General features: G+C 70.2%; 11 protein-coding genes and 1 pseudogene. 7 read left to right on the top strand and 5 right to left on the bottom strand.

Features of this window, described 5'->3' with window-relative positions; all coding sequences use genetic code 11:
* Positions 1-44: 44 nt before the first annotated feature.
* Both ACFY1U_RS05045 and ACFY1U_RS05040 read right to left on the bottom strand, forming a co-directional pair.
* On the bottom strand, positions 45-569 hold the full coding sequence (locus ACFY1U_RS05045) for a GNAT family N-acetyltransferase (RefSeq protein WP_390692728.1): 525 nt from the start codon (positions 567-569) through the stop codon (positions 45-47).
* Positions 566-1,561 (bottom strand): GlxA family transcriptional regulator, encoded by a 996-nt coding sequence (locus ACFY1U_RS05040; RefSeq protein ID WP_390692727.1) that lies wholly within the window; start codon positions 1,559-1,561, stop codon positions 566-568. The genes ACFY1U_RS05045 and ACFY1U_RS05040 overlap by 4 nt, the downstream gene beginning before the upstream one ends.
* 70 nt (positions 1,562-1,631) lie before the next feature.
* Between ACFY1U_RS05040 and ACFY1U_RS05035 the strand changes: the two genes are divergently transcribed.
* On the top strand, positions 1,632-2,999 hold the full coding sequence (locus ACFY1U_RS05035; RefSeq protein ID WP_390692726.1) for an MFS transporter: 1,368 nt from the start codon (positions 1,632-1,634) through the stop codon (positions 2,997-2,999).
* An 80-nt stretch (positions 3,000-3,079) separates the two neighbouring features.
* Here the strand turns inward: ACFY1U_RS05035 and ACFY1U_RS05030 are convergent, their stop codons facing one another.
* Together ACFY1U_RS05030 and ACFY1U_RS05025 are read right to left on the bottom strand one after the other, a co-directional pair.
* Positions 3,080-3,688 (bottom strand): DUF1349 domain-containing protein, encoded by a 609-nt coding sequence (locus tag ACFY1U_RS05030; protein WP_390692725.1) that lies wholly within the window; start codon positions 3,686-3,688, stop codon positions 3,080-3,082.
* 40 nt (positions 3,689-3,728) lie between these two features.
* A complete protein-coding gene (locus tag ACFY1U_RS05025; protein ID WP_390692724.1) occupies positions 3,729-5,258 on the bottom strand; it encodes an aldehyde dehydrogenase (NADP(+)) in 1,530 nt (509 codons plus the stop codon).
* Between the two features lie 163 nt (positions 5,259-5,421).
* On the opposite strand from ACFY1U_RS05025, the gene ACFY1U_RS05020 reads away from it, so the two are divergent.
* The 3 genes from ACFY1U_RS05020 (at position 5,422) to ACFY1U_RS05010 (ending at position 8,229) form a co-directional block, all read left to right on the top strand.
* On the top strand, positions 5,422-6,195 hold the full coding sequence (locus ACFY1U_RS05020; protein WP_390692723.1) for an IclR family transcriptional regulator: 774 nt from the start codon (positions 5,422-5,424) through the stop codon (positions 6,193-6,195).
* Between the two features lie 18 nt (positions 6,196-6,213).
* Positions 6,214-6,684 carry a GNAT family N-acetyltransferase gene (locus ACFY1U_RS05015; RefSeq protein ID WP_390692722.1) on the top strand — a complete coding sequence of 157 codons (471 nt, stop codon included), beginning with the start codon at positions 6,214-6,216 and terminating at the stop codon, positions 6,682-6,684.
* 93 nt (positions 6,685-6,777) lie between these two features.
* Entirely contained in the window at positions 6,778-8,229 is a 1,452-nt protein-coding gene (locus ACFY1U_RS05010) for a peptidoglycan D,D-transpeptidase FtsI family protein (protein WP_390692721.1), read from the top strand.
* A 14-nt stretch (positions 8,230-8,243) separates the two neighbouring features.
* On the opposite strand, the gene ACFY1U_RS05005 is transcribed toward ACFY1U_RS05010, so the two are convergent.
* Positions 8,244-9,695 (bottom strand): NCS2 family permease, encoded by a 1,452-nt coding sequence (locus ACFY1U_RS05005; RefSeq protein ID WP_390692720.1) that lies wholly within the window; start codon positions 9,693-9,695, stop codon positions 8,244-8,246.
* 239 nt (positions 9,696-9,934) lie between these two features.
* Here ACFY1U_RS05005 and ACFY1U_RS05000 point away from each other — a divergent pair, with 239 nt between their 5' ends.
* The 3 genes and pseudogenes from ACFY1U_RS05000 to ACFY1U_RS04990 all read left to right on the top strand — a co-directional run bounded on the left by ACFY1U_RS05000 (position 9,935) and on the right by ACFY1U_RS04990 (position 12,200).
* A complete protein-coding gene (locus ACFY1U_RS05000) occupies positions 9,935-10,501 on the top strand; it encodes a SigE family RNA polymerase sigma factor (protein ID WP_390692719.1) in 567 nt (188 codons plus the stop codon).
* Positions 10,498-11,331: a hypothetical protein gene (locus ACFY1U_RS04995; protein ID WP_390692718.1), complete on the top strand. Its 834-nt coding sequence runs from the start codon at positions 10,498-10,500 to the stop codon at positions 11,329-11,331. The genes ACFY1U_RS05000 and ACFY1U_RS04995 overlap by 4 nt, the downstream gene beginning before the upstream one ends.
* A gap of 322 nt (positions 11,332-11,653) precedes the next feature.
* Positions 11,654-12,200: pseudogene (locus ACFY1U_RS04990) on the top strand (polysaccharide lyase family protein).
* Positions 12,201-12,216 lie beyond the last annotated feature (16 nt).

Here is a 12,216-nt window from a genome sequence, read left to right as displayed (position 1 = left end):
GGAGACACCCTCCGCCGAGTAGATGAACGTTCAAGCAGGGGGGATCATTCCCCGGTCGCGCTTCGATCCCGGGTCACCGCATACCGCAGGAAGAGGTGGTGGTCACCCTCGGCGGGCGGGTTCGCCGGGTCCGGGACCCAGCCCTGACGGGCGTAGAAGGCCTGGGCGCGATGGTTGTCGGCATGCACGTCGAGAACGGCCGTCTGCCTGCCGTCGGCCCGCCACTGCTCGACGCAGGCGGTGTGCAGGGCCGCACCGAAGCCGGAGCGCCAGTGATCGGGGTCGATGTGGAACTGGAAGAGCTTGACCGTATCTGCCCGGGCGCCCTCCGGGGTGCGGAAGGAGGCGATGCCGACCAGACGGGCGTCGCGGACCGCGCACAGCACCTGGCCATCGGGGCGCTCGATGGCCTGGGTCCAGGCGGCCTGCCAGTCGATGCCGTCGTCCGGGAGGCCGTCCGGGTAGTACGTGGATCGGGCCCGCTCATGCAGGGCGGCGACGGCCGCGGCCTCGGCAGGCAGTGCGGTTCTGATCACCAGGGAGTCGACGGTCCGGTTCGCTCTGATCATGCAGCGGAGGACGTGGCCGCGGCGGTCTCGGTTCCCAGGCGGGTGAACTGCGTCCGGTAGGCGCTGGGTGTCAGACCGGTACGACGGACCACGTGGGCGCGCAGTGAGTCGGCGGTGCCCAGGCCGCAGGCGCGGGCCACCTGGTCCATGGGCAGGGTGGTGGTCTCCAGGAGCTCCTTGGCGCGCTCGATGCGCTGGTGCAGCAGCCACTGCAGGGGGCTGACGCCGCTCTCTGCGTGGAAGCGGCGGGTGAGGGTGCGGACGGAGACGCCCGCGTGGCGGGCCAGGTCGGTCAGGGTGAGCGGCTTGTCGAGGTTGCGCATGGCCCAGCCGCGGGTGTCGGCGCAGACGGTGCCGCGCTCGGGCGGCAGCGGGGTGTGCGCGAACTGGGTCTGGCCGCCCGGCCGTACGGGGGCGACGAGGGCCAGCCGGGCGACCTCGTTGGCGACGGCGGCGCCGTAGTCGGTGCGGATGACGTGCAGACAGAGGTCGATACCGGCGGCGTAGCCGGACGCCGTGACATACGGGCCGTCCTGGACGTACAGCACGTCTCCCTGGAGGTCGACCTGGGGGTAGCGACGCCGCAGTTCCTCGGCGTGCGCCCAGTACGTGGTCGCCCGGCGGCCCTGCAGCAGGCCCGCCTCGGCGAGTTGGAAGGCGCCGGTGCACAGGGAGGCGATCCGCTTGCCGGCGTCGGCGGCCTCGCGGACGGCGGCCACGATCCGCGGGTCCGGCTCATAGGGCGCGCCCGTGCCGGCCACGACCACCGTGTCCGCCTCCCGCACGGCCTCCAGCCCGTCGCGCACATACAGGTCGAGCCCTCCGCTGGTGGGGACGGGCCCGGGCTCGGCGGCGCAGATGACCACGTCGTAGCCGGGCCGCCCGGCCACCTCGACCTTGCCGAACAGCAGCTCGGGGATGGCCAGGTTGAACATCGAGACGGGCGACGGCGCGATCACGGCGATGCGGTGCGGGACGAGCCGGTCGGACATGGCCAGAACCTCCGGGTGCATGGCATTCGGGCCACTACTGTACGACGGCCCGGATCCGCAGCATGGAGCCATGTCGACCGACCGGATCCTCAAGGACGTACAACCCGCCGTCATCGAACGGGAGTTGACGCCCAAGCGACCCTCCCCAGGGCTCACCCTCACCGCCGCTCTCCTCGGCTTCGCGCTGATCTGCCTCGACGCGTCCGTGGTGAACGTGGCGCTGCCCGCGATCGGCTCCTCGCTCGGCGCGGGGATGTCCGGCCTGCAGTGGGTGGTGGACGCCTACACCCTTCCCTTCGCCGCGCTGATGCTGTCCACCGGAGCCTTCGCGGACCGGGCCGGGGCGAGCCGCGCGTTCGCACTCGGCACGACGGTCTTCACGCTCGCCTCGGCGGCCTGCGGACTGGCGCCGAACCTGCCGTCCCTGATCAGCGCTCGGGTGCTGCAGGGCGCGGCGGCGGCCGTCGTGCTCCCGGCCTCGCTGGCCCTGGTGCGGCAGGCGTACCCGGAGCCGAAGCGGCGTGCGCGTGCGGTGGCGACCTGGGCCGCCGGCGGTTCGGCGGCGGTGGCGCTCGGCCCGGTTGCGGGCGGTCTGCTGACCACCGCGTGGGACTGGCGCGGGATCTTCTTCGTCAATCTGCCGGTGGGGGCGCTGATCGTGGCTCTGCTCGTACGGGCCCCGCGCTCCGAACGCCGCCCCTCACCGCTGGACCTGCCGGGGCAGGCCACGGCGGTGGTGGCGCTCACGGCCCTGACGTTCGCGGCGATCGAGGGCGGTACGGCGGGGTGGGCGGCCCTGGCCGTCGCCGTCCTGGCGGCCGTGGTCTTCTTCCGCGTGGAGGCACGCAGCCCGCACCCGGTCGTCCCCCTCGGGCTCTTCCGCAACCGGACGGTGGCCGTGGCGGTCGCGGCGGGCGCGGCGGTGAGCGTGGCCTTCTACAGCGTGGTGTTCGTCTTCTCCCTCTTCTTCCAGCAGGTCCAGGGCCTTTCGGCGCTGCGCGCCGGGCTGGCGTTCCTGCCCATGACCGGCCTCATCGCAGTGACGAACGTGGTGGCGGGCAAGCTCGCGGGGCGGTACGGGCCGCGGCTGCCGATGCTGGTGGGGCAGGCGCTGGCCGTCGTCGGACTGCTGGTCCTGCTGTACGTCGACGCCGGCACGTCCTCGGTCCTTACGGCCGCGCTCCTCGTACCGCTGGCCCTGGGGTGCGCGCTGACGGTGCCGCCGCTGACGGCCGCGATGATGGACGCGGTGCCGGCGGAGCGGGCCGGGCTCGCGGCGGGTGTGCTCAATGCCGCGCGGCAGGTGGCGGGAGGGCTGGGGATCGCCGTGTTCGGGACGCTGGTGTCCCACGGGTTCACCGGGGGAATGCGGCTCAGCCTGGTCATCAGTGCGGGGTTGCTCGCGCTGACGGGTGCGGCTACATCTCGCTTGCGGTAGGCGCTGGGGGCTCCGCCCCCAGACCCCCGTTCGGCCCTTAAGGGGCCTCGTCCTCAAACGCCGGACGGGCTGAAAATTTGTCAGCTACCGTCTCGCAGGTCTGCGGGCCAGTGGGGGCGGAACTCCAGGTGGTCGTACGTGACCACACACCCCTCCCCCATCGGTGACTGGGTCATGAAGCCGACGAGGGCGTCGCCGGTCTCCTTCTCGTCGCCCAGGGTGAAAAGGCGGACGAAGGTCCAGCGCCTGCCGTCGCGGGAGGCGTGGAAGGCGAAGGCGCGGCCGGTGCGGCTGACCCGGAGCCAGACCGAACTGCCGTCCACGGTGAAGGAGTTGGCGTCGTCGGAGTGTCCCCGGGTGACCACCGTGCAGACGGTGGGCACGTCCGGGGAGTACTCCAGGCACAGCTTGGCCCAGGCCCGCTCGCCGACATGGACGTACAGAACCCCCGCGTCGAAGGCCGAGGCGAACCCGACCGTGACGCGCGCGATCAGCTGGAAGTCCCCCTCGGGCGCCCCGAGCAACCGGGGCGCGTCGGAGGCGGGCTCCAGCGCCTCCCCGGTGGGCGGCACGAACCGGTCCTGCCGGGGGCCCGCCCATCCGCTGAGGATCCCGTCCTCGTACAACCAGTGCCCGTCGGGGCCGTAGGTACGGAGGGCGAAAGGCAGTTCGGGAAGTTCCACGTCCATCAGCTGATTGTCGCAGGCCCGGCGAAGCCGCCCTGAGGGGCTAACGCTCGAGCCGCCCGTTGAACCGCCGAGGCAACCCCAGCGGGTTGTCGTCCCGAAGCTCCGGGGGAAGGATCGCCTCCGGTGCCGTCTGGTACGTCACCGGCCGCATCCACCGCTCGATGGCGGTGCCGCCGACCGACGTCGACGTGGACGTGGTCGCCGGGTACGGGCCGCCGTGGTGCTGGGCGGGGGCCACCGCAACGCCCGTCGGCCAGCCGTTCACCAGGACACGGCCCGCGAGCGGCGTCAGCTCGGCCAGCAGCTCCGCGCCGCGGCCCTCCCCGGCCGCCTCCTCCGCCGACAGATGGACCGTCGCGGTGAGATTGCCGGGCAGCCGTGACAGGACCCCGTGCACCTGGGCCTCGTCCTCGTAGCGGGCCACCACGGTGACCGGCCCGAAGCACTCCTCCAGGAGCAGGTCGTACTGGCCCTCCTCGGCCAGCTTGTCCGCCGGGACCGTCAGGAACCCGGCGCTCACCGTGTGCTCGCCGCCCGCGCCCGGCGTCACCGGGGACTCGACCTCGGGAAGCTCCGCACGCTCGGCGACCCCGGCGATGAAGTTGTCGCGCATGCGGTGGTCCAGCAGGACTCCGGCGTCGGTGTCGCTGACGGCGTCCGTGAGGGACTTGACCAGGCGGTCGCCCGCCGCCCCGCTCGGCGCGAGCACCAGGCCCGGCTTCACGCAGAACTGGCCCACGCCCAGCGTCATCGACCCGGCGAGGCCCGCGCCGATCGCCTCGGCGCGCTCGGCCGCCGCGGCCTCGGTGATGACCACCGGGTTCAGGGAGCCCAGCTCGCCGTGGAAGGGGATCGGGGTCGGGCGTGCCGCGGCGGCGTCGAAGAGGGCGCGGCCGCCCCGTACCGAACCGGTGAAGCCGGCCGCCGAGACGAGGGGGTGCTTGACCAGCTCCACGCCGGCCTCGAAGCCGTGGACCAGGCCGACGACGCCGTCGGGGATGCCGTGCGCGGCGGCGGCCCGGCGCAGCACCTTGGCGACCAGCTCGGACAGGGCCGGGTGGTCGGGGTGGGCCTTGACGACGACCGGGCAGCCCGCGGCCAGCGCGCTCGCGGTGTCGCCGCCGGCTACCGAGAAGGCGAAGGGGAAGTTGGAGGCCGAGTAGACGGCGACGACACCCAGGGGCACCTTGTAGCGGCGCAGGTCCGGGATGGGCGGGGTCGCGGTGTCGTCGGGGTGGTTGATGATCACGTCGAGGAAGGCGCCCTCGTCGACGATGTCCGCGAAGGCCCGCAACTGGTAGCAGGTGCGGGCGAGTTCGCCGGTGAGGCGGACCGGGCCGAGCGCGGTCTCGGCGTCGGCGGTCTCGACGAGCCCGTCCTTCGCCGCCTGGAGCTGCTCGGCGGCGGTGCGCAGGAAGGCCGAGCGGACCGCGCGGTCGGCGAGGGCGCCGCGGGCGGCGTGCGCGGCGCGGACGGCGGCGTCCACCTCCTGGGCTGTGGCCTCCACCGCAACCTGTTCACGCTGCTTCCCGGTACGGGGGTCGACACTCCAGACTGGTGCTGCTGCCACCGCGGGTCCCTCCACGTATGTCTTGCGGTATGTCCTGCTGTATTGCCGCAGTATCTGGGTCATCCACCAGGGTCGTTCGATATACTGAACGCTGTCTCTGATGATGAATATGCTGTCGGAGACTATATCTTCGGTTTCCCGTCGAACGAAGGGGTCAAGGGCGATGTCGGTAGCCGAGACAGGCGGCGGGGCACAGGTCAAGTCCGCGGTGCGGACGGTCGAGCTGCTCGAATACTTCGCCGGCCGGCCCGGTATGCACTCCCTCGCATCGGTCCAGGAGGCTGTCGGGTATCCCAAGTCCAGTCTCTACATGCTGCTGCGCACCCTGGTGGAGCTGGGCTGGGTGGAGACGGACGCGACGGGCACGCGGTACGGCATCGGGGTGCGGGCGCTGCTGGTCGGTACCTCGTACATCGACGGCGACGAGGTGGTGGCGGCGGCCCGCCCGACCCTGGACCGGCTGTCGGACGACACCACGGAGACCATTCACCTGGCCCGCCTGGACGGCACGAACGTGGTGTACCTGGCCACCCGGCAGTCGCAGCACTATCTGCGCCCGTTCACCCGGGTGGGGCGCCGGCTGCCCGCGCACTCCACCTCGCTGGGCAAGGCACTGCTGAGCACGTACACGGACGAGCAGGTCCGCAAGATGCTCCCGGAGACCCTGCCGGCGCTGACCGAGAACACCATCACCGACCGGGAGAAGCTCATCGAGGAGCTGCACCAGGTGCGGGAGCAGGGCTTCGCCGTGGACCGCGAGGAGAACACGGTGGGCCTGCGCTGCTTCGGCGTCGCCATCCCCTACCGCACTCCGGCGCGCGACGCGATCAGCTGCTCGGTGCCGGTGGCGCGGCTCACCCCGGCCCATGAACAGATGGTCAAGGACGCCCTGTTCGACGCGCGCGACCGGCTGACCCTGGCGACACGGAGGCTGTGACTCCTAGGCTTCGGCGTCATGGACGTCGTACTCCGTGAAGTGCACGACAGTGATCTGCCGGTCTTCTTCCGGCAGATGAACGATCCCGAGGCGCTGCGCATGGCCGCGTTCACCCCGAAGGACCCGGCCGACCGGGACGCCTTCGAGGCCCACTGGAAACGGATGCGGGCCTCCGAGGACGTCCTGCGCACGGTCCTGGTCGACGGTGACGTGGTGGGCAGCGCCGCGGTGTACGGCGAGCCGGGCGAGCGCGAGGTCACCTACTGGATCGACCGCATGCACTGGGGCCGGGGCATCGCCACGGCCGCGCTGCGGGAGCTGGTGGCCGAGGTGCCCGAGCGTCCGCTGTACGCCCGTGCGGCCGCCGACAACACCGGCTCCCTGCGGGTCCTGGGCAAGTGCGGATTCCGGGTGACCGCGCGGGCCTCCGGGTTCGCCAACGCGCGCGGCGAGGAGATCGACGAGTTCGTGCTCGCGCTGGACGCCTGACACCGCCATGTGACACCGCCGTGGATGAGCGTCCGATGAGAAAGACGGGCGCACGGGAACGCTCGACCCGCTTCTGGTCGTCTTCCGAGTGGGATGAACAAGACGATCAGGCGGGCCGCCGTCTTCACACTGCTGCTGGTGATCGCTCTGCTGGTCAGGGCGACCTGGGTGCAGTTCTACGACGGCAAGGCCCTCGCGGACGACAAGTACAACCGGCGCAACGCGATCCAGACGTACGCGGACCCGCTCGGGAACATCATCGTGGGCGGCAATGCGATCACCGGTTCCGCGGTGACGAAGAACAGCGACCTCAAGTACAAGCGCACGTACAAGGACGGCAAGCTGTACGCGGCGGTGACGGGCTACGCCTCGCAGGCGTATGCGCCGACCCAGCTGGAGGGCATCTACCAGGACCTCCTGGACGGGACGGACAACCGCCTCAAGACCGTGATGGACACGATCACCGGCAAGCGGGCCGACCCGGGCAACGTGGTCACGACGATCGACCCGGACGTGCAGAAGGCGGCGTACGACGCGCTCGGCGGCAAGAAGGGCGCGGCCGTCGCGATCGATCCGAAGACAGGCAGGATCCTGGCGGTCGTGTCGACGCCGTCGTACGACCCGTCGACGCTGACGGACGCCAACACCGCGGGCACGGCCTGGAAGACGCTCAACGCGGACTCCGGCAAGCCGCTGACCAACCGCGCGCTGCGCCAGCCGCTGCCGCCGGGCTCGACGTTCAAACTGGTCGTGGCGGCCGCGGCGTTGGAGGATGGGCTGTACTCGTCGGTGGACGAGAGGACGAAGAGCCCGGACCCGTACACGCTGCCGGGCACCACCCACGACCTGTCCAACGAGAACCCGAACGCGCCCTGCGAGGACGCCACGATCCGCACCGCACTGCAGTACTCCTGCAACAACGTCTTCGCGAAGATGGCCGTCGACCTGGGCCAGGACAAGGTGAGGGCGATGGCCGAGAAGTTCGGCTTCAACGACACGCAGCAGGACGTGCCGGTGCGGGCCTACACCAGCGTCTACCCCTCGAACATGGACCGGTCCTCCACGGGCCTGACGGGCATCGGCCAGTACAACGTCACCGCGACCCCGCTCCAGATGGCCATGGTGTCCGCCGCCATAGCCAACGGCGGCAAGCTGGTCTCGCCGCACATGGTCTCGCAGATCACCGACAGCGGCGGTGACGTGCTGAAGAACTACGACGACAGCGCGAGCACCAAGGAGATCGTCAGCTCCTCGACCGCCGGGCAACTGCAGTCCGCGATGCAGACGGTGGTGGAGAAGGGCACCGGCACGAACGCCCGGATATCAGGCGCCACCGTGGGCGGCAAGACCGGCACGGCCCAGCACGGCGAGAACAACAGCAAGACGCCGTACGCCTGGTTCACGTCCTACGGCAAGGAGGGCGGCAAGGAGATCGCCGTGGCGGTGATGGTGGAGCAGTCGGACGCGGCCCGCTCGGAGGTCAGCGGCAACGGGCTGGCCGCCCCCGTGGCCAAGGCCGTGATGGAGGCGGCACTGAAGAACTGAGTCCCGGTTCGTGCCTACTTCACACCCAGGATCTGCTCCACGGGGTCGATGGCGAAGTACACCAGGAACAGCGCCGAAACCCCCCACAGCAGCCAGTGCACCTCCTTCGCCTTGCCGAGCACCGCCTTGATGACGACGTAGGCCAGGAAGCCCGCCCCGATGCCGTCGGTGATCGAGTACGTGAACGGCATCGCGGCGATGGTCAGGAACGCCGGAATGGCGATCTCGTACCGGTCCCAGTCGATGTGCTTGACGTGGGTCATCATCAGGAACCCGACCGCGATCAGCGCAGGCGCAGCCGCCTGCAGCGGCACGATCGTCAGCAAGGGCGTCAGGAACAGCGCGAGTCCGAACAGCCCACCGGTGATCAGGTTCGCAAAGCCGGTGCGCGCCCCTTCACCGACACCCGCCGCCGACTCGATGTAAGCGGTGTTGGAGGAGGCGGATCCCAGACCTCCGGCCACGGCCGCCGCGCCGTCGATGAACAGCACGCGGCCGATCCCCGGCACCTGCCCCTTCTCGTCGAGCAGTCCGGCCTCCGCGCTGATGCCGACGATGGTGCCCATGGCGTCGAAGAAGTCCGACAGGATCAGGGTGAACACCAGCAGGACGGCCGTGAGGATGCCGGCCTTGGCGAAGCCGCCGAACAGGCTGAAGTGACCGATGAGTCCGAAGTCCGGCGTGGAGACGATCTTGTCGGGCACATGCGGGGTGGTCAGGCCCCAGCTCTTGATGTCCGCCACCGCGTCGATGATGATCGCGACGATCGTCATGGTCACGATGCTGATCAGGATCGCGCCCTTCACCTTGCGCGCGAGCAGCGCGATGGTGAGCAGCACGCCGAGACAGAAGACGAGGACGGGCCAGCCGGTCAGCCGGCCCACGGCCCCCAGCTGCACGGGCACGGTGGTCTGCGCCGCGTCCGGGATACGGCTGACGAACCCGGCGTCGACAAAGCCGATGAAGGCGATGAACAGACCGATGCCGACGCCGATCGCCTGCTTGAGCTGCTGCGGAATGGCGTTCATGATCGCCTCGCGCAGTCCGGTGAGGACCAGGACGCAGATCAGGATGCCCTCGAGAACCACGAGGCCCATCGCGTCGGACCAGCTCATCAGCGGGGCGAGCTGGAAGGCGACCACGGCGTTGAGGCCGAGGCCCGCGGCGATGGCGAGCGGGAGGTTGCCGCCGACGCCCATGATGATCGTCATCACACAGGCCACCAGGGCGGTGGCGGTGACGAGTTGGCCGGTGTCGAGGCTGTGGCCGAACTTGTCCTTCGCGCTGCCGAGGATGATGGGATTCAGGACAAGGATGTAGGCCATCGTGAAGAACGTGGCGAAGCCGCCGCGTATCTCCCGGCCGAAGGTGGATCCCCGCTCGGAGATCCTGAAGAACCGGTCGACGCCGTTCGCCGCTGGTGGCGCGGCACTTGACCGGTCGGCCGTCTTCCTGGTGTCGGACATGGCGGGTGCTCCTAGGTGCCTGATGGATCAGTGTGCGGATGCTGGCCGCATTGTTCCCGCGGTGAACCCTTTTCAGGTTTTCCCCGGGTTACGGAATCGGTCGGCCCGCCAGACTGCGTTCGAAGCCCCGTGCGAGTCGAGTGTTCATCGCTGCTACGCTTCCGGATCTCGTCCAAGCCTCCCCCGGATGATCACATGCCTCACAGGTCATCTACATGCCACACACAGAGAGGTCGCCCGTGGGCACTGTCGTCGACGATGCAGCCTCCGTGGAGTTTCATGCCTTCTTCGAGCGGCACTACGCCGAACTGTCCCGGCTCGCCCATCTGTTGACCGGCGAGGCGGACGCCGCTGACGATCTGGCCGCCGACGCGCTGCTCGCCCTGTGGCACCGCTGGGACCGGGTGCGCGCCGCGGACCACCCGGCCGCCTACGCCCGCGGGGTCGTCGCCAACCTGGCCCGCACCCGGATCCGCAGCGCCGTGCGCGAGCGCCGGCGGATCTCGCTTTTCTGGTCGCAGCGCGAGGAGAAGACCGAGAATCCGGACATAGCAGGCGTTGTCGACGTCCAGGAGGCGCTGCGCAGGCTGCCGTTCAGGAAACGGGCGTGTGTGGTGCTCCGGCACGCGTTCGACCTGTCGGAGAAGGACACCGCTCTCGCTCTGGGTGTTTCCGTGGGTACGGTTAAGTCCCAGACGTCCAAGGGGATGGCCGAGCTGCAGAAGATCCTCGGCTCCCAGGGCGTACCGCAGAGGGTGCACGCGGCGATGGCGCGCGGCGGCGAGAGTGAAGGAACGGACCGATGAGGCAGCAGGACGTGCACGACGAGCTGCGCGCCCGGCTGCATGAGACGGCCGAGGCGCACCAGCCGGACCGGGCCAGGATCCTGGCCCGGATCGAGCGGGGCATGAGCGAGCACGGCCGCCCCGACCACCGGGCGACCCGTCCGCCGGTGTGGGGCTGGGCCCGGGTGGTGGGTGCGACGGCCGCGGTCGCGGGCATGCTCGCGGTCGGCGGTTACGCGGTGGCGTCCGCGGTGAAGGACGACACTCCCCCGCAGCGGCAGACGGTCTCGGTCTCCCCGACACCCACGCCGTCGCCCGATGCGACGAGCCGGGCGCCCGTCCCGCCGGTGGACCGGACGCCGGGCACCCCCCGGCCGTCCCACAAGCCGAGCGGCACCCCTGCCGCCAAGCCCTCCGCCTCGGCGCCGGCGCCCGGCGCGAGCGACGGTCCGCTGTGGTCGGAAGGCTCGATAGACCTGCACAGCAACGACTTCTGGGCGCAGAGCAACATCACGCTCAGGACGAGCGAGCAGCTCACCGCCCTGACCGTGCAGTTGAAGGTCGCGCAGACCGGCGGGGTCAGCTCAACCGGGGCCTGGCGCTCGCTGCCGGAGCAGGACTTCGACCTCACGGTCGGCGAGCAGAACGGCTTCCTCGTCTACACCTGGACGCTCAAGGCGGGCCGTACGGTCCCCAAGGGCGAGTGGGTGTTCGCCGGGCAGTACAACCACCAGACCGGCGGCCGGGACGCCAAGGACGACACCTACGCGATCACGGCCACGGCGGGCGGCACGCAGCGGGCGGTCGGCGGCGACTTCGCGGCCCGCACCAACGACGCGGGCAACTCCTAGGCACATCCTGCGCGGAACCTCGCGCAAAAAATCTTGAAGGAGGCGGCAACCTGTTCCTCGGCGGCGGCAACCAGGAAGCACAGGAGTCCTCTCCACCTGCAGCTGAGTGAACATTCAAGTACGACGGGATTTCGCCCCTTGAGCACGCACAAGAGACACCTCACCCGCCGCCGGGTGCTCGGGGCCTCCGCGCTGGGCGTCGCCGCCACCGGCGCCGCCGTGGCGGGAGGCGCCGGTCTGCTGTCGTCCGCGTCCGCCGCGGCCTTCGGCTACCAGGACGACGGCGACGTACACGCTGACCGTCTACAAGGGCGAACTCGCCGTGCACTCCGAGTCGGTGAAGGTGACGGCGGGCGGTACGACGTCCCTGCACACCCTGAGCATCACCCGCGACCCGTCCGTCGCGTCCACCGTCTGGCGGCTCGGCGACTGGGACGGCACGCCCGGCGAGTTCAAGAACGCCAAGCTGATGACGTACGCGCACCCCTCCGACGGCCGCGCGGCCAAGTGGACCGGCAACGTCACCATCGGCGACGGCGAGGCCGCGTCCTTCCCGGCGTACATGTGGAAGGACGTCAACGACGGCATCCTGGTCCACTTCAAGCTGACCAAGGCACAGGACGCGGGTGACCGTGAACGACTGGGTCTCGGCCATTCCCACAGCACCCACACAGCCCGCGACTCGCTCCCTCACCACGGGTTCGTACCGTGGAATCAACCACACCTTCAGTTTCAACGTCCCTACTAGTGCGTGGAAGACGGACTCCTCCCAGTACAACGTTCTGAAGATCAACATCGTGAGCGGTTCGGGCGGCACGGCGTATCTCAGCGCCGGCACGTCGTTCGACTGCCTGGACCTGCTGACCTGAGCCCCCCTCGGTCAGC

Origin of the sequence: Streptomyces sp. NPDC001351 (genome assembly GCF_042896045.1) — a bacterium.
GTDB lineage: Bacteria > Actinomycetota > Actinomycetes > Streptomycetales > Streptomycetaceae > Streptomyces.
This window is presented reverse-complemented; position numbering and strand designations above follow the sequence as displayed.

What these genes read in the sequence shown, in the direction of transcription:
- ACFY1U_RS05045 (WP_390692728.1), bottom strand. Translation starts at nt 569, where the DNA reads ATGATCAGAGCGAACCGGACCGTCGACTCCCTGGTGATCAGAACCGCA.
- ACFY1U_RS05040 (WP_390692727.1), bottom strand. Translation starts at nt 1,561, where the DNA reads ATGTCCGACCGGCTCGTCCCGCACCGCATCGCCGTGATCGCGCCGTCG.
- ACFY1U_RS05035 (WP_390692726.1), top strand. Translation starts at nt 1,632, where the DNA reads ATGTCGACCGACCGGATCCTCAAGGACGTACAACCCGCCGTCATCGAA.
- ACFY1U_RS05030 (WP_390692725.1), bottom strand. Translation starts at nt 3,688, where the DNA reads ATGGACGTGGAACTTCCCGAACTGCCTTTCGCCCTCCGTACCTACGGC.
- ACFY1U_RS05020 (WP_390692723.1), top strand. Translation starts at nt 5,422, where the DNA reads ATGTCGGTAGCCGAGACAGGCGGCGGGGCACAGGTCAAGTCCGCGGTG.
- ACFY1U_RS05015 (WP_390692722.1), top strand. Translation starts at nt 6,214, where the DNA reads ATGGACGTCGTACTCCGTGAAGTGCACGACAGTGATCTGCCGGTCTTC.
- ACFY1U_RS05010 (WP_390692721.1), top strand. Translation starts at nt 6,778, where the DNA reads ATGAACAAGACGATCAGGCGGGCCGCCGTCTTCACACTGCTGCTGGTG.
- ACFY1U_RS05005 (WP_390692720.1), bottom strand. Translation starts at nt 9,695, where the DNA reads ATGTCCGACACCAGGAAGACGGCCGACCGGTCAAGTGCCGCGCCACCA.
- ACFY1U_RS04995 (WP_390692718.1), top strand. Translation starts at nt 10,498, where the DNA reads ATGAGGCAGCAGGACGTGCACGACGAGCTGCGCGCCCGGCTGCATGAG.